The sequence below is a fragment of the Marinobacter sp. DUT-3 genome, assembly GCF_050379435.1.
In the GTDB taxonomy this organism is placed as follows: domain Bacteria; phylum Pseudomonadota; class Gammaproteobacteria; order Pseudomonadales; family Oleiphilaceae; genus Marinobacter.
This window is the reverse complement of the sequence record NZ_JBNRMG010000001.1, coordinates 998965-1025661: the sequence shown is the minus strand read 5'-3', so window position 1 is coordinate 1025661 and position 26697 is coordinate 998965. Positions and strand designations below refer to the sequence as shown.

21 protein-coding genes and 1 tRNA gene are annotated in these 26697 nt (G+C 56.5%); 17 read left to right on the top strand and 5 right to left on the bottom strand.

The genetic code is table 11. The features are described from left to right. Nucleotides 1-17 precede the first annotated feature (17 nt). Nucleotides 18-386, bottom strand: a complete 369-nt coding sequence (locus ACQUWM_RS04600; RefSeq protein WP_407000745.1) for a sirohydrochlorin chelatase — start codon at nucleotides 384-386, stop codon at nucleotides 18-20. A gap of 102 nt (nucleotides 387-488) precedes the next feature. Between ACQUWM_RS04600 and ACQUWM_RS04595 the strand changes: the two genes are divergently transcribed. From ACQUWM_RS04595 to ACQUWM_RS04565, 7 genes are all read left to right on the top strand, one after another. Further along, nucleotides 489-1091 (top strand): DUF924 family protein, encoded by a 603-nt coding sequence (locus ACQUWM_RS04595; RefSeq protein WP_407000744.1) that lies wholly within the window; start codon nucleotides 489-491, stop codon nucleotides 1089-1091. Nucleotides 1092-1261: 170 nt separating this feature from the next. Next, nucleotides 1262-1990 (top strand): TetR/AcrR family transcriptional regulator, encoded by a 729-nt coding sequence (locus ACQUWM_RS04590; protein WP_428921319.1) that lies wholly within the window; start codon nucleotides 1262-1264, stop codon nucleotides 1988-1990. Nucleotides 1991-2141: 151 nt separating this feature from the next. Beyond that, nucleotides 2142-2864 (top strand): murein L,D-transpeptidase catalytic domain family protein, encoded by a 723-nt coding sequence (locus tag ACQUWM_RS04585; RefSeq protein WP_428921318.1) that lies wholly within the window; start codon nucleotides 2142-2144, stop codon nucleotides 2862-2864. Between the two features lie 106 nt (nucleotides 2865-2970). Beyond that, nucleotides 2971-3046: transfer RNA gene (locus ACQUWM_RS04580), tRNA-Gly, on the top strand. A 130-nt stretch (nucleotides 3047-3176) separates the two neighbouring features. After that, nucleotides 3177-3971 (top strand): MOSC domain-containing protein, encoded by a 795-nt coding sequence (locus ACQUWM_RS04575; protein ID WP_428921317.1) that lies wholly within the window; start codon nucleotides 3177-3179, stop codon nucleotides 3969-3971. A gap of 7 nt (nucleotides 3972-3978) precedes the next feature. Then, nucleotides 3979-5895 (top strand): ATP-binding cassette domain-containing protein, encoded by a 1917-nt coding sequence (locus ACQUWM_RS04570; protein WP_428921316.1) that lies wholly within the window; start codon nucleotides 3979-3981, stop codon nucleotides 5893-5895. After that, nucleotides 5892-6557 carry a DUF6901 family protein gene (locus ACQUWM_RS04565; protein WP_428921315.1) on the top strand — a complete coding sequence of 222 codons (666 nt, stop codon included), beginning with the start codon at nucleotides 5892-5894 and terminating at the stop codon, nucleotides 6555-6557. The genes ACQUWM_RS04570 and ACQUWM_RS04565 overlap by 4 nt, the downstream gene beginning before the upstream one ends. A 66-nt stretch (nucleotides 6558-6623) precedes the next feature. Here the strand turns inward: ACQUWM_RS04565 and ACQUWM_RS04560 are convergent, their stop codons facing one another. Then, on the bottom strand, nucleotides 6624-7055 hold the full coding sequence (locus ACQUWM_RS04560) for a universal stress protein (RefSeq protein WP_407000738.1): 432 nt from the start codon (nucleotides 7053-7055) through the stop codon (nucleotides 6624-6626). A 147-nt stretch (nucleotides 7056-7202) separates the two neighbouring features. Beyond that, entirely contained in the window at nucleotides 7203-8018 is an 816-nt protein-coding gene (locus tag ACQUWM_RS04555; RefSeq protein WP_428921314.1) for a hypothetical protein, read from the bottom strand. A gap of 439 nt (nucleotides 8019-8457) precedes the next feature. On the opposite strand from ACQUWM_RS04555, the gene fadB reads away from it, so the two are divergent. The 3 genes from fadB to topA all read left to right on the top strand — a co-directional run bounded on the left by fadB (nucleotide 8458) and on the right by topA (nucleotide 14701). Next, nucleotides 8458-10605 (top strand): fatty acid oxidation complex subunit alpha FadB, encoded by a 2148-nt coding sequence (gene fadB, locus ACQUWM_RS04550; RefSeq protein ID WP_407000736.1) that lies wholly within the window; start codon nucleotides 8458-8460, stop codon nucleotides 10603-10605. Nucleotides 10606-10638: 33 nt separating this feature from the next. After that, entirely contained in the window at nucleotides 10639-11814 is a 1176-nt protein-coding gene (gene fadA / locus ACQUWM_RS04545) for an acetyl-CoA C-acyltransferase FadA (RefSeq protein WP_407000735.1), read from the top strand. A 247-nt stretch (nucleotides 11815-12061) separates the two neighbouring features. Beyond that, complete coding sequence (gene topA / locus ACQUWM_RS04540) at nucleotides 12062-14701, top strand: type I DNA topoisomerase (protein ID WP_407000734.1); 2640 nt, start codon at nucleotides 12062-12064, stop codon at nucleotides 14699-14701. Between the two features lie 45 nt (nucleotides 14702-14746). On the opposite strand, the gene ACQUWM_RS04535 is transcribed toward topA, so the two are convergent. Together ACQUWM_RS04535 and gltA are read right to left on the bottom strand one after the other, a co-directional pair. Continuing rightward, the gene (locus tag ACQUWM_RS04535; protein WP_407000733.1) at nucleotides 14747-15622 is read right to left on the bottom strand and encodes an NAD(P)-dependent oxidoreductase; all 876 of its coding nucleotides are present in this window, start codon (nucleotides 15620-15622) and stop codon (nucleotides 14747-14749) included. A gap of 115 nt (nucleotides 15623-15737) precedes the next feature. Next, entirely contained in the window at nucleotides 15738-17012 is a 1275-nt protein-coding gene (gltA, locus tag ACQUWM_RS04530) for a citrate synthase (protein WP_407000732.1), read from the bottom strand. Nucleotides 17013-17496: 484 nt separating this feature from the next. Here gltA and sdhC point away from each other — a divergent pair, with 484 nt between their 5' ends. From sdhC to lpdA, 7 genes are all read left to right on the top strand, one after another. Then, nucleotides 17497-17877 carry a succinate dehydrogenase, cytochrome b556 subunit gene (gene sdhC / locus ACQUWM_RS04525; RefSeq protein WP_407000731.1) on the top strand — a complete coding sequence of 127 codons (381 nt, stop codon included), beginning with the start codon at nucleotides 17497-17499 and terminating at the stop codon, nucleotides 17875-17877. Next, the gene (gene sdhD, locus ACQUWM_RS04520) at nucleotides 17865-18215 is read left to right on the top strand and encodes a succinate dehydrogenase, hydrophobic membrane anchor protein (RefSeq protein ID WP_406984275.1); all 351 of its coding nucleotides are present in this window, start codon (nucleotides 17865-17867) and stop codon (nucleotides 18213-18215) included. Before sdhC ends, sdhD begins: the two co-directional genes overlap by 13 nt. 3 nt (nucleotides 18216-18218) lie before the next feature. After that, the gene (gene sdhA / locus ACQUWM_RS04515; RefSeq protein ID WP_407000730.1) at nucleotides 18219-19991 is read left to right on the top strand and encodes a succinate dehydrogenase flavoprotein subunit; all 1773 of its coding nucleotides are present in this window, start codon (nucleotides 18219-18221) and stop codon (nucleotides 19989-19991) included. 14 nt (nucleotides 19992-20005) lie between these two features. After that, nucleotides 20006-20710 carry a succinate dehydrogenase iron-sulfur subunit gene (locus tag ACQUWM_RS04510; RefSeq protein WP_406984277.1) on the top strand — a complete coding sequence of 235 codons (705 nt, stop codon included), beginning with the start codon at nucleotides 20006-20008 and terminating at the stop codon, nucleotides 20708-20710. Nucleotides 20711-21021: 311 nt separating this feature from the next. Continuing rightward, nucleotides 21022-23859: a 2-oxoglutarate dehydrogenase E1 component gene (locus ACQUWM_RS04505; RefSeq protein ID WP_407000729.1), complete on the top strand. Its 2838-nt coding sequence runs from the start codon at nucleotides 21022-21024 to the stop codon at nucleotides 23857-23859. Between the two features lie 25 nt (nucleotides 23860-23884). Further along, nucleotides 23885-25102: a 2-oxoglutarate dehydrogenase complex dihydrolipoyllysine-residue succinyltransferase gene (gene odhB / locus ACQUWM_RS04500; RefSeq protein WP_428921313.1), complete on the top strand. Its 1218-nt coding sequence runs from the start codon at nucleotides 23885-23887 to the stop codon at nucleotides 25100-25102. A gap of 35 nt (nucleotides 25103-25137) precedes the next feature. Beyond that, nucleotides 25138-26580, top strand: a complete 1443-nt coding sequence (gene lpdA, locus ACQUWM_RS04495) for a dihydrolipoyl dehydrogenase (protein ID WP_407000727.1) — start codon at nucleotides 25138-25140, stop codon at nucleotides 26578-26580. Nucleotides 26581-26697 lie beyond the last annotated feature (117 nt).

Genomic DNA, 26697 nt, shown 5'->3' with positions numbered 1-26697 from the left:
GTGCTTTCCGGGTGATGCTATTGTGCCAGTTCCTGCTCAACAACGTCGCGAATGGCTGCGCCAAGCAGGGGATTCTCCCCGATGGGCGGTGCAAGGTCGATGGAGATGCCATGAGCTTCCTCAAGCGAGCGGATCATGGCTGGTACATCCTTGCGAAGATGTCTTCCGGCAGCCAGGAACAGCGGCACCACGGTAAAGGTTCGGACGCCTTCTTCGACACCTTGCTCGACGATAAGCTCCAGGGATGGCGTGGCCAGTTCCATATAGGCGATCCGCGAGCCCGCTACCGAGTTGACGGTGGGCGCGGCCAGTTGTTCGAATGTCTCGCACCAACGCTTGTCGCTGCTGCCGTGGGCGAGAAGAATAATACGGTGTCCTTCGGGCATGATCTCTCCTGTTAAGAATGCTGGCCTGCATCTTATGAATTGTAGCAGGATAGGTGATGTTCCGACCCTTTGGCCTGACCATAACTGACGGTGTAGCCCTTTATGTTCGATTGGAAAGACATTCTGGATTTCTGGTTTGGTGAACTTGATGAAGACGGGCTGCCGGACAGCTTTCATCGCAACCGCTGGTTTCGCTCGGACCGCAGGTTTGACCAGGAAATTCGTTACCGATTTTTATCCCTTGTGCTGTTCGCATCCGAGAGCGGCCTTGTCCACTGGCGTAAGCAGGCGGGCGGTGCGTTGGCGGAGATTGTGTTGCTGGACCAGTTTTCGCGGAACATCTACCGGGGAAACGCCCTGGCATTCGAGCATGACAAGGTGGCCAGAGCACTGACCCGTCAGGCCATGGATCATGGTCAGGACATGATGCTGCCCGCCGTGCAGCGGGCTTTCCTGTACATGCCCCTGCAGCATTCCGAGCGCCTGGAAGACCAGAACCTGTCGGTGGAATGCTATGAGCAGCTGGCGGCCTCCGCCGATGGCATTCTGGGGGATTTCATGGGGAGCTTTGTTGAGGCAGCCCATGATCATCGCGATATTATCTGTAAATTCGGCCGCTTTCCCCACCGCAATGCAGTACTGAAACGCTCCTCCACGCCCGAAGAAGTAACCTACCTGGAGCAGGGGCGCCGCTTCGGTCAGTAACCGCAGATACTGTCGTCAATGGGGGCGGAGTGTAAAAGTGCCGATTCCGTCAACGTTTGTCCCGCCTGTTTTCGTCATGATTTACAAAAAGTAACAATAACTCCGGGTGATGCCCGGCCATGCGACCGGTTCCTCGCCGGCCGTCAGGATGACGAAGCAGGATGGCAACCATGGGACGCGCGCAGGCATTGAATCTATGGCATTCAAAGGAGCTTCCCGAGGATCGCTCCTTCCGGGAATCCATTCACTACAGCGGCCGCAAAACCGTCAGGGCCAAAAGCGAAAATCGACGTGTACAGATTCTCGAGGCCACGTTGCGTATCGCTGCCAGGGACGGCCTGCGGGGAATCAAGCATCGCGCTGTTGCACGCGAAGCGAAAGTGCCCCTGGCCGCAACAACCTACTACTTCCGCGACATCAATGAGCTGATCAGCGATTCGTTCATGCTGTTTGCGGAAAAAGCCCGGGAAGACCTCGGCAGATTCTATGACACCATTAACCTGGTGCTGGACAATGTTCCGCCAGACAGTCTCCATCGCGGAGGTAGCGGGCGTCGTGAATTGGCGTCAAGGTTGACCGCTATTACCGCAGCTTACCTTACCGAACAGTTTTCCGATCGTCGTGAGCAGGTGCTGGCCGAGCAGGTGTTCCTGATGGAATCGTTGCGGGATGAGCGGCTTGCGGATCTGGCGCGCAGTTACCGCAGCGCCTGGGTGGCGGGCCTGGAGCAGATTCTTCAAAGGCTGGATTCACCGACTCCGGCAAGGGACGCATCGCTACTGGTTAATGTGGTGCTTGGCCTTGGCTACGATACCCTGTTGAACCGGAGAGTGGCTGAACAGGAAGTGCTTGAGGCGTCGGTGCATAGGGTCGTGTGCCTGATATTGGCGGTCCATTAGCTGATAGTGCTTCTCTGTGGTGTTTTGTATAAATATTGTACATTATGACGGACATCCCGATTTTCCCTGTTAGAATGCCCGACACTTGGGCTCAGGCGCGGGTTTTTACCCGCTTTGCTATTTGTTGAGCTGATCTGACAGGGTTTATCGAATGCTGAAAAATCGAAGGGCGGGCCGTTTCGGTCTGGTGCTGGCTACGGTGCTGTTTCTCCCCGCGCAGGGTGCTGCGGCATCTTTTGACAATTCCCTCCTGACACGACTCTCCAGTGTTGCTCCGAAACTGAGTGCGGAGGTTTTGCAGCGGGCATTGCAGGCTTCTTCATGCGCGGTGTCGAACGGTGTTGAAATGCCGGAGCGGCTTGCGGTGATCGATTTCTCACTGCCGTCGAGTGAAGAGCGCCTCTGGATTTTTGATCTGGCCAGCGGAGAACTCCTGCTCAAGGATCTGGTTGCCCATGGCAAGAATTCGGGAAGTCTGGAGTCCACGGCTTTCTCCAATATTGAAGGGAGTCACCAGTCCAGTATTGGCCTGTTCAAGGCCAGTGAATCCTATCGCGGAAAGCATGGATACTCCTTGCGGCTGGACGGGCTGGAGCCCGGCATCAATGATCTGGCGCGACAGCGCGCCATCGTGATCCATGGCGCGGACTATGTGAATGACAACTGGGTCCGTGATTACGGCCGGATCGGGCGTAGCCATGGTTGTCCCGCCGTGGATCAGCAGGTGATTCAGAAGGTAGTGGACAACCTGAAGGGCGGGCAACTGGTATTCAAGTATTACCCGGATCAGAACTGGCTGCAGTCGTCGGGGTATCTGAATTGCGAAAGCGGCCAGATTGCGAGCACTTCAGGGCAGGGGCAGGATAATACCTGATCAGTCCGCGCGGGCAGGGCCAAAAAACTTGCCAAAAAGTGGTTGACGCCCGCGAACGAATCCGTAGAATACGCCTCCGTTGTCGGCATCAAGCCAGCAACTACAAGCGGGAATAGCTCAGTTGGTAGAGCACAACCTTGCCAAGGTTGGGGTCGCGAGTTCGAATCTCGTTTCCCGCTCCAGATTCCGGAAACCCGGCCCTTAAAACGGCCGGGTTTCTTCGTTTTCAGGCACTGCGTTTCAACGTTTCCCGGCTTAACTCGGTTATACTCTTCGCCCAATCTTTCAGTATTTATGGCTGCGGGAGGCATTGTGCGAATCCATTCCCTGTATATCTATCCGGTCAAGTCCCTTGCCGGTATTCCGGTCAGTTCTTTTGATATGGACGACTTCGGCCCAGCGAACGATCGTCGCTGGATGATTGTTGATTCCGAACGGCGATTCGTGACACAGCGTGACTACCCGATGCTGGCGCGGATACATACATCGCTTGAAGGGGATTGTGTTAGGGTGAGCATCCCGGGTGAGGGCGAGTACCTGCTGCAGGCTGGTGAGGACGAGGCCCGGGTGCTGGTGTGGCGCGACTGGGTGAAGGCGGTTTACGGGGCGCCAGAAGTCTCAGATGCGTTAAGCCGTTTCTGTGGCGAGGATTTCCGTTTTGTCTACATGCCGGATGCCTCTTTTCGCAGGGTTGATGCCGGGCGAGTAACCGAGGAGCGAAGAGTAAGCTTCGCCGATGGTTTTCCGTTCCTGATCACTAATCTCGCTTCGCTGAGTGAGCTGAACGGCCGGCTCGACAAACCGGTGGAGATGCGTCGGTTCCGACCTAATATCGTGGTCGAGGGGGGAGAGCCCTGGAGCGAGGACGATTGGCGTCAGTTGCTGATCGGCGAGCAGGCATTCAGTGTGGTCAAGCCCTGTTCCCGGTGTGTCATGACGACCGTCGACCCGGATGCCGGCACGAAAGCAGCGGACCTTCAGCCTTTGCGAACCCTCGGGCGATATCGCCGCACCGCCGACGGCGTCATTTTCGGCATGAATGCAATTCACGAGTCGCCTGGCACCATCCGTGTCGGCGACCCGGTCATCAACAGAAATACGGAGTAATAACACGGTGCCATTGTTAACGCTGGACGCCATTTCCCTGGCTTTTGGTATGCAGCCGCTGCTGGATCATGCCTCGCTGAACATCGAAGCGGGGGAGCGGGTGTGTCTGCTTGGCCGCAACGGTGAAGGCAAATCCACGCTGCTGAGGATCGTCAGCGGTGAGATAACCCCCGAAAGCGGCGTTCTGCGGCTGGATGAAGGGGCGACGCTGGCAGTGTTGCCCCAGAATCTGCCCGCCGAGGATAGCCGCACAGCCTACGAGGTGGTTGCCAGCGCGTTTCCGGAGACCGGTGAGCTGCTGGCTCGTTTCCATACCCTTTCGCAATTGGCGGATGAGGCGAGCCTGGATCAAATGATGAAGGTTCAGGAGCGACTGGAAGCCCTGGACGGGTGGCGCCTGGATCAGAAGGTCAACGCGATTCTTGAGCAGTACAGCATTGACCCTGAGCAGACTCTGAACACCCTCTCCGGGGGCTGGCAGCGGCGGGTGCTGTTGGCGAAAGCGCTGGTGGCCGAACCGGATATCCTGTTGCTGGATGAGCCGACCAACCATCTGGATGTGCCGGCCATCGCCTGGCTTGAGGATGCTCTGACGCAGTTTCGGGGCGCCATCCTGTTCGTCAGCCACGACCGGGCATTCATTCGCAAGATGGCGACCCGGATCGTCGAGCTGGATCGAGGGAAACTGATCAGTTTCGCGGCGACGTATGACAAGTACCTGGAGCTGAAAGAGAAAGCGCTGGAAGATGAGGAGCGGCAAAATGCTCTGTTCGACAAGCGCCTGAAGCAGGAAGAAGCCTGGATCAGGCAGGGGATCAAAGCCCGGCGAACCCGCAACATGGGGCGGGTCAGGGCTCTGAAGGCCATGCGTGAGGAGCACCGTCAGCGTCGCGTTCGTGGCGGCACGGCCAGCTTTGTGGTGGAAGACGCGGCCCGATCAGGCAAGCTGGTTGTGGAAGCGAAGGAGGCCGGATTCCATTACCCGGACGGCAGCCCGGTGATCAACGGCATGGATCTGACAGTGCTCCGTGGCGACAAGATTGGTCTGGTGGGCGAAAACGGTACCGGCAAAACCACCCTGGTGAGGCTCATGCTTGGAGACCTGAAGCCGACGGAGGGCTCAATCCGGCTGGGGACGAATCTGGAAGTGGCGTACTTTGACCAGCTCCGGGGGGAGCTGGATCTGGAGCGCAACGCCCTCGACAATCTTTCGGAAGGGCGGGAGTTCATTGAGATCAATGGTCAGAGCAAGCACGTTCTGGGCTACCTGCAGGAGTTCCTGTTCAGTCCTCAGCGGGCCCGCTCACCAGTCAGCGTATTTTCCGGCGGAGAGCGGGCGCGTCTGTTACTCGCCAAGCTGTTTAGTAAGCCGGCCAACATCCTGGTGCTCGATGAGCCCACCAACGACCTGGATGTAGAAACCCTGGAGCTGCTCGAGGCCCAGTTGGTGGAGTTCAAGGGTACTGTGCTGGTTATCAGCCACGACCGGGAGTTTCTGGACAACGTGGTCACGGATACCATTTTCCTGGATGGCTCTGGCGCTGTACGGGAATACGTGGGTGGTTACAGTGACTGGCGCCGGCAGGGTGGTTTTTTCCCGGCAGAGCGCAAGAGCGCTCCGGAAAAGCCGGTTAAGCCAACGGAGCCGTCCCGACAAAATGTCACAGATGTGGCGGAATCCACAAAATCAAAACCCGCTAAATTAAGTTACAAGCTTAAGCTTGAGCTTGAGGAATTACCGGGCAAAATTGAATCATTGGAGGCAGATGTTGCTGCACTCCGAAAGCAAATCTCGGATCCGGAATTTTATTCAGGCCCACCGACCGAAGTCTCGGCTACGCTGGCGGAGTTGTCGGACAAGGAAGCCCGGCTGGAACAGGTAATCGAGCGGTGGATGGAGTTGGAAGAACAGGCCAGTCAATGAACGTTAATTATAATTTCAGGTTTCAGGATGGGCGGCAGGTTGAGTTCAAGGTGACCAGCCAGCCTGCGGAGGTCGTTTCACCTTTGCCATCCTGGGCTCGCCTTGAGCATTGCCAATGCTCAAACTGTCCGCTGAAACCGGCGGAGTCCCCCCATTGTCCCGCAGCGACGGAGATCCTTCCGGTCGTCAACGCCTTCCAGGCAGAAGAGGCGTACCAGAAGGTCGAGGTGACGGTCACCGATGAGCGTCGTACCTACTCCAAGTCCACCTCCCTGGAGGAAGCCCTGCGCTCCCTGCTCGGACTGAAGATGGCGACCAGCGGTTGCCCGGTACTCGGAGAGCTCAAAACCATGGCGGTCCACCACCTGCCGTTCGCCAACACCGATGAATTCATCATGAGAAGCGTGTCCCATTACCTGCTTCAGCAATACTTTGCCAAGCGCAACCATCAGGAGCCCGATTGGGAGCTGAAAGGTCTGGTGGAGCGGAACCAGCGGCTACAACTGGTTAACCAGGCGTTGTGGCAAAGGATTCATTCAGTGTGTAAGGGTGACAGCAACCTGAAAGCGCTGTTGAATTTCTTCTCTATGGCCTCAAGTGTCAGCTTCTCCCTCGAGAGCCAGTTGCGTAAGCTGGAGAGCAAAATGGAAGGCGGGGCCTGAGTCCGGCGGATGTGCCGGGCGGCCTGGCTTGAACCAGCGCCTGCCCGGTAAAGGTAAGGAAGGGGATCAGCGAATCCTGACAGCCAGGACGTCACACTCCGTGCCATGAAGCACACCATTGGCGGTTGAGCCCAGTAACAGCTGAAAACCCTTGCGACCGTGGCTGCCAACAATGACGAGGTCCACATCCTGCTCCTTGGCCAGTCGGTGTATTTCCGACTCCGGTCTGCCTACAGTAATCACCTGGTTGTCGGTCGTTACGCCGTATTGATTGCCATAGGCTGCCAGTTGCTCCCTGGCTGCTTTGTCCAGTTGATCCTGCAATTCCGTCAAATCCATCGGGATATCGCCCCCATAGGCGTAGCCCACGGGTTCCACCACATGTACCAATAACAGTTCGGCGCCATGTGCCTTGCTGATTTCCTGGGCCTTATTGAGGACCTGGGGAGCTTCCTCGGTGAGATCGATGGCGACCAGCATTTTCTGATAGGTTGACATTATATTACTCCTTGACGAACCGAGACTCTTAAAGCCTTGTCATGCATTGAGGATAGTCGAAAAAGTCCTTTCCGGAACTGACAGGCATCAAAAAAAAGCAGGGAATGGCGGACCCGGATAGCGGCAAGCACAGGGCCCGATGTGGCGTCAGGCGTTTTGCTGAAGCAGTTCGATGGTGGTATCCAGGCCGCGAAGAATGCCCTTGGAGTAACGATCAATTACGAATGAGACGTTGTTGTCGTTGTAGTTGATGTAGGAGCCGCGAATGAACTGCCATTTCGAGGACACATCGTCCAGGGCGGCTTTCAGTTCGCCCTGACTGTTTCCCTGATTGATTTTCTCCAGCAGGGTATCGAATCTGCGGGCTTGCTCATCAAGGGTCAATTCAGTCGATGACCCCTGGAATGTCTGCGCCACCGTGGAATGGGTCCTGGCTGAGTACTTGGCCATCATCTGCGCGAGGGTGATGGCTGCGGATCGTGCGGCTTCGACGCGGTTATCGGTGGACGTCTGGCTGCTTTCGCTGGAGACCTTATAGAGCTCGGTGGCCATCTTGCTCATGGTCAGGGCCTGGTTGGCCATGTCAGACACCAGTCGCAGATCGGGGTAGCCGGTGTTGCGCACGTCGTTAATGTTGTCGCGCATAAGGCTCTTGAACGTATCGAATTCCTGGTTGAGGTTCTCGACTTCCTCACTGCTTAGCACGCCCGCGTTACTTTCAGCGAGATTGTTCATGGAAGAATTGGCGCTGTTGATACTGCCGACAATCTCGTTGAGGGTGTCGGTATTGCCGTCGGTGCTGAAGCGGTAGTAAGCATCCAGGGCGAGGTAGTTGCTTACCCGGAATGTGTGCAGGTCGGAAAGAAACCCCTCTGCGGTTTCCGCTCGTGCGGTGAAAGAGGTAAGGGCAAGCAGGATAAGAGCTGCAACGAGTGAGCGTACCCGAAGGCGAGCGTCGGTCATCGGATAGTTCTCCGTACGTGTGTTTTATTATTGTGGACTAAAGTCTCGGTCCGAAGGTAAAGTAACTCAGCCAGCCGATCAAGCGGTTTTGCAGCCTGTAACGCGGGTAAATGTAAAGAACTGCCAAATTTGTGTGACGAAGTTCCGGTTTCTTGTTCAGGCCTGGATGTACCGCACAGAAAACAATAAATCCGCATTATCAATTTCCCGGTGCCTTCGCCGATTTTGAAGACTTTTGCACCGATTCTTCCAGAAACAAATTGACAAACGAGCTGTTTTTTTTCATCGTGTGCCCTCACGATTCAAACGACTGTATGAATTTTGGATCGGTTTATCGGGCAGTGACCGAAATCTCGCTGCATCCGCAGGCGCTTGCCAGCTTCTGATGACTTGGCCCGACGCCTGCAAGCAGTTCCAAACACAGACTGGAGATCAGTTGATGATTTACGAAGGTAAAGCCATCACGGTTAAAGAGATCGAAGGCGGGATCGCTCAGTTGAACTTTGACTTGCAGGGCGAGTCTGTCAACAAGTTCAACCGTCTCACCATCGAAGAACTGGGCGCCGCAACTGAAGCACTCAAATCCCAGAAGAACCTGAAGGGTCTGGTCGTAACCAGCTCCAAGGACAGTTTTATTGTCGGTGCTGATATCACCGAATTTACCGAGCTGTTTGCCGGTACAGAAGAAGACCTCATCGCCAACAACCTGAAGGCCAATGAAGTTTTCAACGCTATTGAAGACCTGCCGTTCCCGACGGTTACCGCCATCAACGGTATTGCACTGGGCGGTGGTTTCGAGATGTGTCTGGCGACCGACTACCGTGTTATGGCTCCGAAGGCCAAGGTAGGTCTGCCAGAGGTCAAGCTGGGCATCTTCCCGGGCTTTGGCGGCACCGTACGCCTGTCCCGTCTGGTGGGCGTGGATAACGCCATCGAATGGATCAGCGGTGGCACCGAAAATCGCGCTGATGCCGCTATGAAAGTAGGCGCTGTTGATGCGGTTGTTGAAGCCGACAAGCTGGTAGACGCGGCTGTTGCCATTATCGAGCAGTGCAACGAAGGCAAGCTGGACAACGAAGCGCGTCGCGAAGAGAAGAAGGGCAAGATCAAGCTCAACGCCATGGAAAGCATGATGGCGTTCGAGATTTCCAAGGCGTTCGTGGCTGGCAAGGCTGGCAAGAACTACCCGGCGCCGGTTGAAGCCATCAAGGTGATGCAGAAGCACGCTGGTATGACCCGCGATAAGGCCATCGAAGTGGAAGCCAAAGGCTTTGCCAAGATGGCCAAGACCAACGTTGCGGCTTGTCTGGTTGGGCTGTTCCTGAACGATCAGGCGCTCAAGAAGAAATCCAGTGCCTGGGAGAAAGAAGCCAACGATGTGAAGCTGGCGGCTGTGCTTGGCGCCGGTATCATGGGTGGTGGTGTGGCTTACCAGTCTGCACTGAAGGGCACACCGATCATCATGAAGGACATTGCTCAGGAGGGTATCTCCCTGGGGCTGAAGGAAGCCAAGAAGCTTCTGTCCAAGCGTGTTGATAAGGGCAAAATGGACGCCGGCAAAATGGCCGACGTGCTCAACAGCATTACTCCGACCCTGAACTACGGTGATTTCAAGAACGTAGACCTGGTTGTTGAAGCCGTTGTTGAAAACCCGAAGGTGAAAGACGCAGTGCTGCGTGAGACCGAGGAGATGGTTCGTGACGACGCCATCCTGACCTCCAACACCTCTACGATTTCCATCGACCTTCTGGCCAAGAACCTGAAGCGTCCGGAGAACTTCTGTGGCATGCACTTCTTCAACCCGGTGCATATGATGCCGCTGGTTGAGGTTATCCGTGGCTCGAAGACCAGCGACCGCGCTATCGCGACCACCGTTGCTTACGCCAAGGCGATGGGCAAGACCCCGATTGTGGTCAACGATTGCCCGGGCTTCCTGGTTAACCGTGTACTGTTCCCGTATTTCGGCGGCTTCGCTGGTCTGCTGCGTGACGGCGCGGACTTCCAGAAAGTCGACAAAGTGATGGAAAAGTTCGGCTGGCCGATGGGCCCCGCATACCTGCTGGACGTTGTTGGCATGGACACTGCCAAGCACGCCGACGAGGTGATGGCGGAAGGCTTCCCGGATCGCATGAAGTCTGACTTCAAGTCCGGCGTGGAAGTGATGTTCGAGAACAACCGTTACGGACAGAAGAACGACAAAGGCTTCTACAAGTACGAACTGGACCGCAAGGGCAAGCAGAAGAAAATTGTCGACGAAGACGTCTACAAACTGCTTGAGCCGGTTGTTCAGGGTAAGAACGAGTTCAGCGACGAAGACATCATCGCCCGTATGATGATTCCTCTGTGCCTTGAAACCGTTCGCTGTCTGGAAGATGGCATTGTCGAGGATCCGGCAGATGCTGATATGGGTCTTATCTTCGGTATCGGCTTCCCGCCGTTCCGCGGTGGCGCCCTGCGCTATATCGACGACATGGGTGTAGACAAGTTCGTCGAACTGGCAGACAAGTTTGCAGATCTTGGTCCCCTGTACCATCCGACCGAGAAGCTGCGTGAAATGGCCAAGACTGGCGAAAAGTTCTTTGGCTAACCCTGAACGAGATTTCCGAACGGAGAAAGATCTATGAGCCTTAATCCGAGAGACGTTGTCGTCGTCGATTGCGTGCGGACTCCGATGGGGCGTGCCAAAAACGGCTGCTTCCGTAACGTGCGTGCCGAGACCTTGTCTGCCGCGCTGATCGAAGCACTGTTTGAGCGCAACCCGAAGCTCGACGCAAAAGAAGTTGAAGACGTGATTTGGGGCTGTGTTAACCAGACCAAAGAACAGGGCTTCAACGTGGCGCGTCAGATTTCACTGCTGACCCGCATCCCGCACGAATCCGCGGCACAGACCGTCAACCGTCTGTGCGGGTCCGCCATGAGCGCGATCCACACCGCCGCCCAGGCGATCCAGACCGGCAACGGTGATGTATTCGTGGTTGGTGGTGTTGAGCACATGGGGCACGTACCCATGACCGCCGGTTTTGATCATAACCCGGCTGCTTCCAAGTATTCCGCCAAGGCGTCCAACATGATGGGCCTGACCGCGGAAATGCTGGCGAAGATGCACGGCATTACCCGTGAGCAACAGGATGAGTTTGGCGCGCGTTCTCACCGCCTGGCCCACGAAGCGACTCTGGAAGGCCGCTTCAAGAACGAAATCGTGCCCATTGAAGGTCACGATGAGAACGGCTTCAAGGTACTGATCGAGAACGACGAAACCATTCGTCCCGAGACCACTGCTGAGTCGCTGGGCCAGCTGAAGCCGGCGTTCGATCCGAAGAACGGTACTGTGACAGCGGGTACCTCTTCACAGCTGACCGACGGCGCGGCAGCCATGGTGATGATGTCTGCGGAGCGTGCTGAAGCTCTGGGCCTGAAGCCAATTGCCAGGGTTCGCGGCATGGCGGTTGCCGGCTGTGATCCCGCAATTATGGGTTACGGACCGGTTCCGGCCACCAAGAAGGCTCTGAAGCGTGCAGGCCTGAAAGTCGAGGATATCGACTTCTGGGAACTGAACGAAGCCTTTGCGGGTCAGTCCCTGCCGGTTCTGAAAGACCTGAAGCTGCTGGGCGTGATGGAAGAGAAAGTGAACCTGAACGGCGGCGCGATTGCCCTGGGCCATCCGCTGGGCTGCTCCGGTGCACGTATCTCCACAACCCTGCTGAACGTTATGCAGGCCAAGGGCGGTAAGCTTGGTGTATCCACCATGTGTATCGGCCTGGGTCAGGGCATTGCGACAGTATGGGAGCGTCTCTGATTCGATAGGCCGAATCGGTAGCGCTGTCCTGAAGGCCCGGCAATTGCCGGGCCTTCCTGATTGTGCTTCCTTTAAAAAAGCAGGGCGGAAACTAAAGAATGGGTTGTCTAGCTTTTCTTGACCCTGTAAAACAATGCACCTATACAATGTGGCGGCTATTGAGTGTTTTCTAGCCGACTGATTTTACAGCGAGTTTACGGTTTGCTGATTTTTTAACCGATTATCGCCAAGGATACAGATCTCCGATATGGGTAAAAGTCTCGTTATTGTCGAGTCGCCAGCGAAAGCGAAGACCATCAACAAATATCTGGGCTCCGACTTCATCGTGAAGTCGAGCGTCGGGCATATTCGTGATCTTCCGGTCAGCGGCAGTGGCTCTCAGTCAGATCCCAAAGAACGTGCGAAACAGGCGGCAGCGACTCGGAAGATGAATCCGGAAGAGAAAGCCGCGCACAAGAAACGCAAGGCCCGCGAGCAGCTGGTTGCCCGTATGGGCGTGGATCCGGATCATGACTGGAGCGCGCGGTACGAGATCCTGCCCGGTAAGGAAAAGGTCGTCAGTGAGCTCAAGCGCCTGGCGAAATCCGCTGATCACATATATCTGGCAACGGATTTGGACCGTGAAGGGGAGGCGATCGCCTGGCACCTTCAGCAAACCATTGGCGGCGAGTCCGACAAGTACCGCCGTGTTGTCTTCAACGAGATTACCAAACGCGCTATTCAGGCGGCCTTTGAAGATCCGGGCAATCTGGATAATAACCGTGTGAATGCCCAGCAGGCGCGGCGCTTCCTCGACCGGGTGGTGGGTTACATGGTGTCGCCGCTGCTGTGGGCCAAGATTGCCCGGGGTTTGTCGGCAGGTCGTGTCCAGTCTGTGGCGGTGCGCCTGATCGTTGAGCGTGAGCGCGAGATCCGCAAGTTCATTCCTGAGGAATTCTGGCAACTGCACGCGGATCTTGGTGCCAGGCAGGCGAAAGAGCCAGTGCGCTTCGAGGTGACCCGTTACCAGGACAAGCCTTACCGTCCTGAGAACGAGCAGCAAAGCAAAGAGCATGTCGATCGCCTGAAAGGGGGCTCGTTCCGCGTAGCCAAGCGGGAAGACAAGCCGACAAAATCACGGCCGTCGGCACCTTTTATCACGTCCACGCTGCAGCAGGCCGCCAGTAACCGCATGGGCTTCAGCGTCAAGAAAACCATGATGCTGGCGCAGCGGCTCTATGAAGCCGGCTATATCACCTACATGCGGACGGATTCCACCAACCTGAGCCAGGACGCCGTTGGTAGCTGTCGGGACTTTATCAAGAAGCAGTTCGGCGATCGCTACCTGCCGGAGAACCCCAGGGTCTATGGCAGCAAGGAGGGCGCTCAGGAAGCCCACGAGGCGATTCGCCCGACGGAAGTGAGCCGCAGGGCGGCTGACATCAGCGGCCTGGAGAAGGACGCTGAGAAGCTCTATGACCTGATCTGGCGACAGTTCCTTGCGTGTCAGATGGCGGACGCCGAGTTCCTGAGTACCTCGATCGTGGTGGCCAACGGGGATTACGAGCTGCGTACCCGTGGCCGCATCATCAAGTTTGACGGCTTCCTCAAGGCGGCGCCCCAGTCTGCGAAGAAAGACGAGGATGTGGCGCTGCCGGATATCAAGGTTGATGAGTCCCTGGATCTGGCCAAGCTCGACCCGAGCCAGCACTTTACCAAGCCTGCGCCCCGCTATACGGAGGCGAGCCTGGTCAAGGAGCTGGAGAAGCAGGGGATTGGTCGTCCATCCACCTACGCTTCCATTATTTCCACCATTCAGGATCGCGGTTACGTCAGGCTGCAGAATCGTCGCTTTTACGCTGAGAAAATGGGCGAGATTGTCACTGAGCGTCTGTCCGAGTCCTTCCCGAACCTGATGGACTTTGATTTCACCGCGAAGATGGAAGACGAACTGGATGACATCGCCGAAGGTGAGGTGGACTGGAAAAAGGTACTGAACGACTTCTACGGCCGTTTCCGCAAACAACTGGAGACCGCTGAAGGTAGCGAAGAAGGGGGGATGCGCGCCAATACCCCCACAGAGACAGATATCCCGTGCCCGACCTGTAGCCGTCCGATGCAGATTCGCGTTGCCAGCACCGGTGTGTTCCTGGGGTGCTCCGGTTACTCGCTGCCACCGAAGGAGCGCTGCAAGACCACCATTAACCTGGTGTCAGGGGATGAAGTCGTCAGCGCCGATGATGACGTGGAAGGTGAGGGCGAAACCCGCCTGCTGCGCAAGAAGCGCCGTTGTTCCAAGTGCGGAACCGCCATGGACAGCTACCTGGTGGATGAAGGTCGCAAACTGCATGTGTGTGGTAACAACCCTGACTGTTCCGGTTTCGAGGTGGAGAAGGGCACCTTCCGCATCAAGGGTTATGAAGGTCCGACGCTGGACTGTGACAAGTGCGGCTCCGAGATGCAGCTGAAAACCGGCCGTTTCGGCAAGTATTTTGGCTGTACCAACACCGAGTGCAAGAACACCCGCAAACTGCTCAAAAGTGGCGAGCCGGCCCCGCCCAAGATGGATCCGGTGCCAATGCCGGAACTGCAGTGCCAGAAGGTGGACGATACCTACGTACTGCGGGACGGCGCTTCCGGTCTGTTCCTGGCGGCCAGCAAGTTCCCGAAGAACCGGGAAACCCGGCCACCCCTGGTGATGGAGATCAAGCCGCACCGGAAGGAAATCGACCCTAAGTACGATTTCCTGATGGATGCGCCCGAGCGTGATCCGGAAGGCAATCCGACGGTGATCCGCTACAGCCGCAAGAGCAAGGAGCAGTACGTCATGTCCGAGAAAGAGGGCAAGGCGACAGGGTGGTCGGCGTGGTACGTCAACGGGAAGTGGCAGCCGAAGGAGAAGAAGTAGGGGAGAGGTTTACCCCCTCTCCCGCTTGGAGAGAGGGGGTGGCCCCTACCGCAACTTCCGTAAACGCTGAATCAGCGAGGAGGTATCCCAGCGGCGCCCTCCCATATCCTGGACATCCCCATAGAACTGGTCCACCAAGGCCGTTACAGGCAGCTTGGCACCGTTCTGGCGGGCCTCTTCAAGACACATCCCCAGATCCTTGCGCATCCAGTCAACGGCAAAGCCGTAGTCGAACTTGCCGTCGATCATGGTGCCGGAGCGGTTGTCCATCTGCCAGGATTGGGCCGCCCCCTTGGAAATCACATCCACTACCTTGCGTACATCAAGCTCGGCCTGCTCAGCGAAATGCAGGGCCTCAGAAAGGCCTTGTACCAGTCCCGCAATGGCAATCTGGTTGACCATCTTTGTTTTCTGTCCGCTGCCAGCCGGCCCCATCAGGTTAAGGGCCTTGGAATACTGTTCCAGAACGGGCTTTGCCCGTTCGAAGATCTCCGGTTCGCCACCACACATGATGGTTAGCTGACCGTTCTCCGCACCTTGCTGACCGCCGGACACCGGCGCATCGATAAAACCCTGATGCTTTGCTTTCGCTGATTGTGCGAGCTGTTCTGCGATGCCCGCGGATGCGGTGGTGTGGTCCACCAGGATGGCGCCTTCGGGGGCATTTGAAATAATGCCCTCGTTGCCCTCATAGATTGCGTCCAGATCCTTATCCGCCCCCACGCATGTCAGCACGATGTCGGCATTCTGGACGGCTTCGGCAATGGACTGGCAGGCGGTTCCTGAATAGTCCCTTGCCCAGGCTTCAGCCTTGGAAAAGGTCCGGTTCCAGACCCTGACGTTATATCCGGCGTTTGCCAGATGGCCTGCCATGGGGTAGCCCATGACGCCCAGTCCGATAAAGACGGCTGTGGTGGTCATTCATCCTCTCCTGAACGTTGTTCTGTTCCGGTTAACTTATCACAGGCCCCATACCCACACACAAAAAAAGGCCGCTGAGTCAGCGGCCTTTTCGGGGTTCCGGTTTCCCGGGTGATTACTTTTTGTCGTAATCGCGGCTTTCGGGGCCGGTATACAGCTGGCGAGGGCGACCAATGCGGTAATCGCCGGACACCATTTCGTTCCAGTGGGAGAACCAGCCGATGGTGCGTGACATGGCAAAGATCACCGTGAACATGGAGGTCGGGATACCGATAGCCTTCAGAATCAGGCCGGAGTAGAAGTCCACGTTCGGGTACAGCTTGCGCTTGACGAAGTACTCGTCTTCCAGCGCGATTTTTTCCAGGCGCTGGGCGATTTTCAGCAGCGGATCGTTTTCCAGGCCCAGCTCGGTCAGTACTTCGTGAGCTGTTTCTGCCATCACCTTGGCGCGCGGGTCGAAGTTTTTGTAGACCCGGTGGCCGAAGCCCATCAGGCGGAACGGGTCGTCCTTATCCTTGGCCTTGGCGATGAATTTCTCGATGTTTTTCTCGTCACCGATTTCGGCCAGCATGTCCAGAACAGCTTCGTTGGCGCCGCCGTGAGCCGGGCCCCAGAGGGCAGCAATGCCGGAAGCGATGCAGGCGTACGGGTTGGCACCGGTGGAGCCGGCCAGACGCACGGTAGAGGTTGACGCGTTCTGCTCGTGATCGGCGTGCAGGATGAAGATCTTGTCCATGGCTTTCGCCAGGATCGGGTTCGGCTTGTACTCTTCGCAGGGCACGCCAAACATCATCTGCAGGAAGTTCTCGGAGTAGGAGAGGTCGTTGCGCGGGTACATGAACGGCTGGCCGATGCTGTACTTGTAGCACCAGGCGGCGATCGTCGGCATTTTGGCGATCAGGCGGTGCGCAGTGATCTCACGCTGGTGGACGTCAGTGACATCCATCTGGTCGTGATAGAACGCAGACAGGGCACCCACGACGCCACACATGATCGCCATCGGATGCGCATCCCGGCGGAAGCCCTGGAAGAAATTGCGCATCTGGTCGTGCAGCATGGTGTGGTTTTTGATGGTGTCGTGGAATTTCCTGTTTTCTTCTGCGGTCGGCAGTTCGCCGTTCAGCAGGAGGTAGCAGACTTCCAGGTAGTCGGAATTTTCCGCCAGTTGTTCGATGGGGTAGCCGCGGTGAAGCAGAACGCCGTTTGCGCCATCAATGTAGGTGATCTTGGATTCGCAGGCTGCTGTGGATACAAAACCCGGATCGTAGGTAAATACGCCTTCCTGGACCAGACTCCGTACGTCGATAACGTCGGGGCCGACGGTGCCTGAGTAAACCGGTAGCTCAATGGACTTGTCACCCACCGAGAGCGTGGCTTTCCTGTCGGTCATGGTGCTCTCCTATATATCAGCTTTGACAGCTTTTCAGTATTTGGATGCGCTAGAAGGCGCGTATTATCGCAAAACTGGCGGCAAAATATAGGGCGTTGGCTTTTTTTGTCAATGGAAGAGGCCGGAAAAACCATTATTTGACATTCCGTGTAAATGAGGGAATTCACGAATAAGGCTGTTTTCAGAGCAAAATTAATTTTGTCAATAATTCTTGTGGCCGGTGCAAGGCCGCTGATTACAGGCGCTTGGGCGAGTTGCGCGTTTGTAATTAATAGGGGTACTCCTTATAATCCGTAGCCCGGAATCGGGGATAGACTTTGTCTGGGCGCCTTCCAATGTCGGTAGCGCCGGGCGGGCATGGTGTATTCTCCCTCCTGAGCCAATCGTGTGCCGGTTTCGTATCAGCACACCGATCCTTACATACCAACTATCCGCACCGGTCGCTTCGACCGATTGTGGAACCAAGAGAGAGTGTGAGAGCGCTGTGAATAGCAAACGACCAGTTAATCTCGATCTCGGCAAGTTTCATTTTCCGCTGCCAGCCATTACGTCCATATTGCATCGTATCAGCGGCATCATCATTTTTGTTGGTGTTGCGTTCCTGCTTTACGGGCTTCAGCTTTCCCTGTCCGGGGAAGAGGGCTTCAGTCGCGTTAGTGAATTGCTGAACAGCTTCCTTGCAAAGCTGATCATCTGGGGCATTTTGTCTGCTCTGCTTTACCACCTGGTGGCAGGTATCAAACACCTGTTGATGGATATGGGTATTGGTGAAGAACTCGAAAGTGGCCGCCTCGCCGCGAAAATCACCATTGTGGTTTCCGTTATTCTCATTGTTCTGGCTGGAGTTTGGGTATGGGCAGCGTAAATAGCGTAACGAATCTTGGTCGTAGCGGTGTTTTTGATTGGCTGATTCAGCGTGTCACTGCCTATGTTCTGGCACTCTACACACTGTTCCTGCTGGGCTTCATGGTGTTCAGCGACGTGAACTACGAGACCTGGTCGGCATTGTTCGGGCAGACCTGGTTCCGCATCTTCACCCTGCTGGCGCTTCTGTCTCTTGGCGCTCACGCCTGGGTAGGGCTCTGGACGGTCACTACGGATTACATCAAGGCCATGGCACCGCGTTTCCTGGTTCAGGCTGCGTGTGGTCTGGTCATGTTCGTCTATGTGGTCTGGGGCATTCAGATTCTTTGGGGGCTTTAATCAATGGCTAATATCAAGACCATGTCTTACGACGCGATTGTTATCGGTGGTGGCGGTGCCGGTATGCGAGCCGCCCTGCAGCTGACTGAGTCAGGCGTCAACACTGCGTGTATCACAAAAGTATTTCCGACCCGTTCCCACACGGTATCCGCCCAGGGCGGGATCACCTGTGCCATCGCAAGCGCGGATCCCAATGATGACTGGCGCTGGCATATGTACGACACCGTTAAGGGGTCTGATTACATCGGTGACCAGGATGCCATCGAGTATATGTGTTCTGTCGGCCCCCAGGCGGTGTTCGAGCTTGAGCACATGGGCCTGCCTTTCTCCCGGACCGAGCAGGGGCGTATCTACCAGCGTCCGTTCGGTGGTCAGTCCAAGGATTATGGCAAGGGTGGTCAGGCTGCCCGTACCTGTGCCGCTGCCGACCGTACCGGTCATGCTCTGCTGCACACCCTTTATCAGGCCAACCTGAAAGGCGGCACCACGTTCCTTAACGAGTGGTACGCGGTTGATCTGGTCAAGAACAGCAAAGACGAAGTCGTTGGTGTTGTTGCCATTGAAATCGAAACCGGTGAAGTGGCCTACATCAAGTGTAAGGCAACGGTTCTTGCCACTGGCGGTGCCGGTCGTATCTATGCATCCACCACCAACGCCCTGATCAACACCGGCGACGGTATTGGCATGGCGCTGCGCGCTGGCTACCCGGTGCAGGACATGGAAATGTGGCAGTTCCACCCAACGGGCATCCACGGTGCCGGTACGCTGGTGACGGAAGGTTGCCGGGGTGAGGGCGGTTACCTGATCAATGCCGAGGGTGAGCGTTTCATGGAGCGTTACGCCCCGAACGCGAAGGATCTGGCTGGCCGTGATGTTGTCGCCCGCTCCATGGTTATCGAAATCCTCGAAGGCCGTGGTTGTGGTCCCGACAAGGATCACGTGCTGCTGAAGCTGGATCACCTGGGTGAAGAGACCCTGAACCTGCGTCTGCCAGGTATCTGTGAGTTGTCCCGCACCTTCGCCCACGTGGATCCGGTTAAAGAGCCGATTCCGGTTGTTCCGACCTGTCACTACATGATGGGTGGTATTCCGACCAACGTCGGCGGTCAGGCCCTGACCCAGGACGAGAATGGCAAAGACAAGCCGATTCCCGGTCTGTTTGCCTGCGGTGAGGCGGCCTGTGTATCCGTGCATGGCGCCAACCGTCTGGGTGGTAACTCCCTGCTGGATCTGGTGGTCTTTGGTCGTGCGGCGGGTCTGCACATTGAAGAGCAGCTGCGTGGTGGCTTTGAAGTTGATGGTGCCAGCGAGGATGACATCAAGCGCGCCATGGCTCGCCTTGATCGCCTGAACGGTGCCTCCGAGGGTGAGAGTGTTGCCGAGGTTCGCAAGGACCTGCAGAACTGCATGCAGCTGTATTTCGGTGTGTTCCGTGACGGTAGCAGTATGGAAGAGGGTCTGAAGAAGCTCGAGGCCATTGGTGAGCGTGTTCGCAAGACCAAGCTGGCTGATACCAGCAACGCGTTTAACACTGCGCGGATTGAAGCGCTGGAGCTGGACAACCTGTACGAAGTTGCCCTGGCGACGGCCATCTCTGCCTTTGAGCGTAAGGAGAGCCGAGGTGCCCATGCCCGCAACGACTTCACCGAGCGTGATGACGAGAACTGGCTGAAGCACTCTGTGTACTTCCCGCTCGAGAAGCGTGTTGGCAAGCGTGACGTGAACTTCGCACCGAAGACCGTCGACACCTTCCAGCCGAAGATCCGGACTTACTAAGGGGGACGCACAAAATGTTGGTAAGCCTTTACCGTTATAACCCGGAAACGGACAACGCGCCCTACATGCAGGACGTGGAGCTGGAGCTTCCGGAAGGCAAGGACCTGATGGTTCTGGATGTCCTGAACCTGCTGAAGGAAAAGGATCCGTCTGTCGCTTATCGTCGTTCCTGTCGCGAGGGTGTTTGCGGCTCTGACGGCATGAACATGAATGGCAAGAATGGTCTGGCGTGCATCACGCCCATGTCCCAGGTGCTGAAGAACAACAAGCTTGTTCTTCGCCCGCTGCCGGGGCTTCCGGTTATCCGGGATCTGGTGGTGGACATGAGTCTGTTCTACAAGCAGTACGAAAAAGTCATGCCGTACCTTGTGAACGACCAGCCGGCACCTGCCATTGAGCGTCTGCAGTCTCCCGAGGATCGGGAGAAGCTGGACGGCCTGTACGAGTGCATTCTCTGTGCCTGCTGCTCCACTGCCTGCCCGTCGTTCTGGTGGAACCCGGACAAGTTTGTTGGTCCGGCGGGTCTGCTGCAGGCCTACCGCTTCCTGGCGGACAGTCGTGATACTGCCCAGGCAGAGCGTCTTGCCAATCTGGATGATCCGTTCAGCGTTTTCCGCTGCCGGGGCATCATGAACTGTGTCAGCGTTTGTCCGAAAGGTCTGAACCCCACAAGGGCAATCGGCCATATCCGGAATCTTCTGCTTCAACGGGCGACTTAAAAGCAGAAAATAAAACAAACGCTATACTGTTCTGATCAGTTAGCATCCGGAAGGCCCTGCAACGGCGCGGGGCCTTCAACCAAAGGCTTATAGTCAAAAGTCTTAACAGGATGCACACTACGGCGAGCCGTGACGGGAACTTATAAGGTTGTCTCGCGGTTTCGCTGAGTACAAAACCACCGGGGAACGGAAAACATCCTTGCTGGGTGTGGTGGCCAAAGTCGATCCCGTAAAAACCCGTATTGACTGAGATTTACCCCTGGCCGACCATACTGAGCTCCCCCGCACCAGCCCAAGGTGAGCTATTCAAAATGCACGAAAGCATAATGGAGCAGTTATGGCAGACTTCCCACTTGCAGGGTGGAAATCTGGCCTATGTTGAACAGCTTTTTGAAACCTACCTGACAGACCCCAATGCCGTTCCCGAAGAGTGGCGTAACTACTTCGACAAGCTACCCAGCGTCGACGGCTACAAAGGCCGTGATATTGTCCACTCTTCCATTCGCGAACAGTTTGAACACATCTCCCGTAATCAGCGTTTCCTTGCCAGCAACGGCGTTCCTGCCAGTGCAACTTCTGACGCTGACAGGAAACAGATCCGTGTTCTGCAGTTGATCAATGCCTTTCGATTCCGTGGTCACCAGGAATCGAAGCTGGATCCGCTTGGTGTATGGCAGCGTCCCACGGTAGAAGATCTTGATCCATCCTTCCACGAACTGTCGGAAGCGGATAATGACCTGGAATTCCAGACCGGGTCACTGAGCTTTGGTTCCGAAACCATGAAGCTCGGCGATATTATCAGCGGCCTTCGCCAGACTTATTGCGAAAGCATCGGTGCCGAGTACATGCACGTAGTCGACACCCGCATCAAGCGTTGGTTTCAACAGCGCATGGAGCCGGTGCGTTCACGGCCACAGTACGAAGCGAAAACCCGTAAACATATTCTTGAGCGCTTGTCAGCCGCGGAAGGCCTGGAAAAATATCTGGGATCCCGTTACCCCGGCGTCAAGCGTTTCGGCCTCGAAGGCGCTGAAAGCCTGATTCCCTGTCTTGACGAGTTGATCCAGCGTGCCGGTTCCTATGGCGCCAAAGAGATTGTTCTCGGGATGGCTCACCGTGGCCGTCTGAATGTCCTGGTGAATACCCTCGGCAAGAACCCGAAAGAACTTTTCGACGAGTTCGAAGGCAAGAAACTGGCTGATTCCGGCTCGGGTGACGTGAAATACCACCAGGGGTTCTCGTCCAACGTGATGACGCCCGGTGGCGAAGTTCACCTGGCGATGGCATTCAACCCGTCCCACCTGGAGATCGTTGCTCCGGTTGTTGAGGGGTCGGTTCGCGCACGCCAGACCCGTCGTGATGACAATGACGGCACCCAGGTTGTGCCGATCATCATGCACGGTGATGCGGCCTTTGCCGGCCAGGGCGTGGTGATGGAAACCTTCCAGATGTCCCAGACCCGGGGCTATGGTATTGGCGGTACGATTCACATCGTCATCAACAACCAGGTCGGCTTCACCACCAGCAAGCAGGAAGACGCCCGCTCGACCGAGTACTGTACCGACGTGGCCAAGATGGTCCAGGCGCCGATTCTGCATGTGAACGCGGATGATCCGGAAGCGGTCATGTTCGTTACCCAGATGGCGATGGATTACCGCAACGAGTTCAAGCGTGATGTGGTCATCGATCTGGTCTGCTACCGTCGCCGTGGGCACAACGAGGCGGATGAGCCGGCCGCTACCCAACCGCTCATGTATGAAAAGATTCGCAAGCTGAAGACCACCCGTGGGCTTTATGCCGATTTGCTGATTGCCGATGGCGTGATTTCTGAGGACGAAGCCAAGGAGATAGATCTTGACTACCGGGACGCTCTGGATAAGGGCGACCATGTGGTCAAGTCTCTGGTCAAGGAGCCGAACAAAGAGCTCTACGTTGACTGGACGCCCTACCTTGGCCACGAGTGGACAGCCAAGTGTAAGTCCAGCGTTTCGCTCAAGGCTATCCAGTCGCTGGGCAAGAAGCTGACCCAGGTACCGGAAGGGTTCAGTATTCAGCGTCAGGTTTCCAAGATTGTTTCCGACCGTGAAAAGATGACTGCCGGTGCGTTGCCCATTAACTGGGGCTACGGCGAAGTCATGGCCTATGCCACATTGCTGGAGGAAGGCCATCCGATCCGGATCACCGGTCAGGACGTGGGTCGTGGCACTTTCTCTCACCGCCATGCGGTCCTGCATAACCAGAAAGATGGGTCTACCTATACTGCTCTGGAGCACCTGTCGGAAAATCAGCCGCAATTTGAAATCTACGACTCACTGCTGTCTGAAGAAGCCGTGATGGCGTTCGAATACGGCTATTCCACGACGGCTCCCAGTGGTCTGGTCGTCTGGGAAGCCCAGTTTGGTGATTTTGCCAACGGCGCCCAGGTGGTTATCGACCAGTTCCTCACCAGTGGGGAGCACAAGTGGGGGCGGCTCTGCGGTCTGACGCTGCTGTTGCCGCACGGTTATGAAGGGCAGGGGCCGGAGCACAGTTCCGCGCGTCTGGAGCGCTTCCTGCAGCTGTGTGCAGAGCACAACATTCAGGTATGCGTGCCGACCACACCTTCCCAGGTTTTCCATATGCTTCGCCGTCAGGTGAAGCGTCCGCTACGCAAGCCGCTGGTAGCGATTACTCCGAAGAGTCTGTTGCGTCACAAGGAGGCCACTTCCGATCTGGACGACCTGACCTCCGGAACGTTCCAGACCGTGCTGCAAGAGAAAGAGCCGTCTGATCCGAAGAAGATCACCCGCCTGATTCTGTGCAGCGGCAAGGTTTATTTTGACCTGCTGGAGCGCAAGAAGGCGGACGAGCGGGAAGATGTTGCGATTGTTCGTATCGAGCAGCTGTATCCCTTCCCGGGTGATGACCTGGACGAGGTTCTGGCCCTGTATCCCAAGCTCAAAAACGTGGTTTGGTGTCAGGAAGAGCCGATGAACCAGGGCGCCTGGTACTGCAGTCAGCACCATATGCGTAATGCACTGCACCGCAAGAACCCGAAGCTGTATCTGGAGTATGCCGGTCGTGATGCTTCTGCTGCTCCTGCGTGTGGACACATGTCCGTGCACATTGAAGAGCAGAAGAAACTGGTTAACGACGCGTTTGAAATCTGACGAGCTACCGAACTAAGGATCCGAGATGTCAACTGAGATTAAAGCCCCCGTTTTCCCAGAGTCGGTCGCAGAGGGCACCGTCGCGACCTGGCACAAGCAGCCGGGTGAAGCCTGTTCCCGCGATGAACTGATTGTCGATATCGAAACCGACAAGGTCGTTCTGGAAGTGGTTGCACCGGCTGACGGCGCGATTGAAGAGATTGTCAAAGGCGAAGGCGACACCGTGGAAAGCGGCGAAGTCATCGGTAAGTTCAAGGAAGGCGCCGCTGGTGAATCCAAGCCGGCGGAAGGCAAGAAGGAAGAGGCTCCCAAGGAAGAGTCCAAGAGCCAGGCTGCATCCGGCGATGCCATTCTCAGCCCGGCAGCCCGTAAGCTGGCCGAAGAGAACGACGTCGATCCGAATGCCGTCAAGGGCACCGGTAAAGACGGCCGCGTCACCAAAGAAGATGTCCAGAATCATGTAGATAGCGGCAAGTCTTCAGCGCCTGCTTCAACCGCCAAGCCGGCGGGCGACATGCCCAAGGTTGAACTGGCAAGCGGCGAGCGCGCGGAGAAACGCGTACCGATGACGCGCCTCCGGGCCAGCATCGCCAAGCGCCTGGTCAGTGCGCAGCAGAATGCCGCCATGCTCACCACGTTCAACGAAGTGAACATGGCGCCGATCATGGAGCTGCGCAAGCAGTATCAGGACAGCTTCGTGAAGCGTCATGGCATCAAGCTTGGCTTCATGTCTTTCTTTACCAAGGCTGCTACTGAGGCTTTGAAGCGTTTCCCGGCCGTGAATGCCTCCATTGATGGCAATGACATGGTGTATCACGGTTACCAGGACATCGGTGTGGCTGTTTCCACCGACCGTGGTCTGGTGGTGCCGGTGGTTCGTGACGTTGACGCCCTGGGCCTGGCGGATATCGAGAAGAAAATCGTCGAGTACGGCACCAAGGCCAAGGACGGTAAGCTGGGTATTGAAGAAATGACCGGCGGTACCTTCACCATCACCAACGGCGGCATTTTCGGCTCGCTGATTTCCACGCCGATCCTGAATCCGCCGCAAACTGCGATTCTGGGCATGCACAAAATCCAGGAACGCCCGATGGCGGTCAATGGCAAAGTTGAAATCCAGCCCATGATGTACCTGGCGCTGTCCTATGACCATCGCATGATTGATGGCAAGGAAGCGGTGCAGTTCCTGGTGGCTATCAAGGAAATGCTTGAGGATCCGGCGCGTATTCTGCTGGACGTCTGAGCTGACACTTAACGAATTGGAAAACGGGATCAAATATGTCTGATAAGTACGACGTCATTGTCATTGGTGCAGGCCCTGGTGGTTACGTAGCTGCTATCAAAGCCGCCCAGCTCGGTCTGAAGACTGCGTGTGTGGAATCCTGGACCTCTGAAGACGGCAAAGCGCAAGTGCTTGGTGGCACCTGCCTGAACGTGGGCTGTATTCCTTCCAAGGCCCTGCTGGAGATTTCCCACAAGTTTGAGGAAGCCAGCCACGATTACGAAACCCAGGGCATCATCGCCAAGGATGTCAAAATCGACATCGCGAAGATGATGGAGCGCAAGAGCGGTATCGTGAAGCAGCTGACCGGCGGTATCGCCGGTCTGTTCAAGGCTAACGGCGTAACCTCTATTCATGGTCACGGCAAGTTGCTGGCCAATCGTCAGGTTGAAGTTACCGACAAGGATGGCAAGGCCACCACTTACGAGGCGGACAACGTCATCCTGGCGACCGGTTCCAAGCCGATCGAAATTCCACCGGCACCGTTTGACGGTGACTACATCGTGGATTCCGAAGGTGCACTGGAGTTTACCGAAGTGCCCAAGCGTCTTGGCGTTATTGGTGCCGGCGTTATCGGCCTTGAGCTGGGCAGTGTGTGGTCCCGTCTGGGATCGGAAGTGACGGTGATCGAAGCCCAGGATACGTTCCTGCCGGTGGTTGATCAGCAGGTTGCCAAGGACGCGCAGAAGCAGTTCAAGAAACAGGGACTGGATATTGTTATGGGCGCGCGTATGACCGGTGCTGAAGTCAAGCGCAAGCTGGTTAACGTGACCTATGAAGATTCGAACGGCAAGCAAGAGAAGAAATTCGATAAGCTGATCGTGGCTGTAGGCCGTCGTCCGTACACCGACAATCTTCTGGCCGAGGATTCCGGCGTACAGATGGATGAGCGCGGTTTCATCTTCGTGGACGATAACTGCAAGACCGAGGCGCCGGGTGTCTGGGCGATTGGTGATGTGGTTCGCGGCCCGATGCTGGCACACAAAGCATCCGAAGAGGGTGTCATGGTTGCCGAGCGAATTGCTGGCCATAAACCGCAGGTCAACTACGAGTGCATTCCAAACGTCATCTATACAGCGCCGGAAGTGGCCTGGGTTGGCAAGTCCGAGGAAGAGCTGAAGGCAGAAGGCGAGGCTTATAAGGTGGGTACTTTCCCATTTGCGGCCAACGGTCGAGCCATGGCAGCCAACGCAGCGTCCGGTCTGGTGAAGATCATTGCCGATGAAAAGACCGACCGCATCCTCGGTTTCCACGTGGTTGGACCGCAGGCATCCGAGATCGTGGCGCAGGGCGTGATTGCCATGGAGTTCGGCTCCAGTGCAGAAGATCTGGCCCTGACCTGTTTTGCGCACCCGACTCTGTCCGAGTCAGTGCATGAGGCAGCCCTGGCTGTCGATGGCGGCGCGATTCACATCGCCAACCGTCGCAAAAAGAAGTAACGCAGAGCAGGGAACAGGGGCGCCAAAGAGGGCGCCCCGCTGCCATAAAACGGCAGGTTTCCGACTGCGTCAGTGGTGTGCTGAGGTGATCCCCGGCACGCCTAACCGAATTCGCAC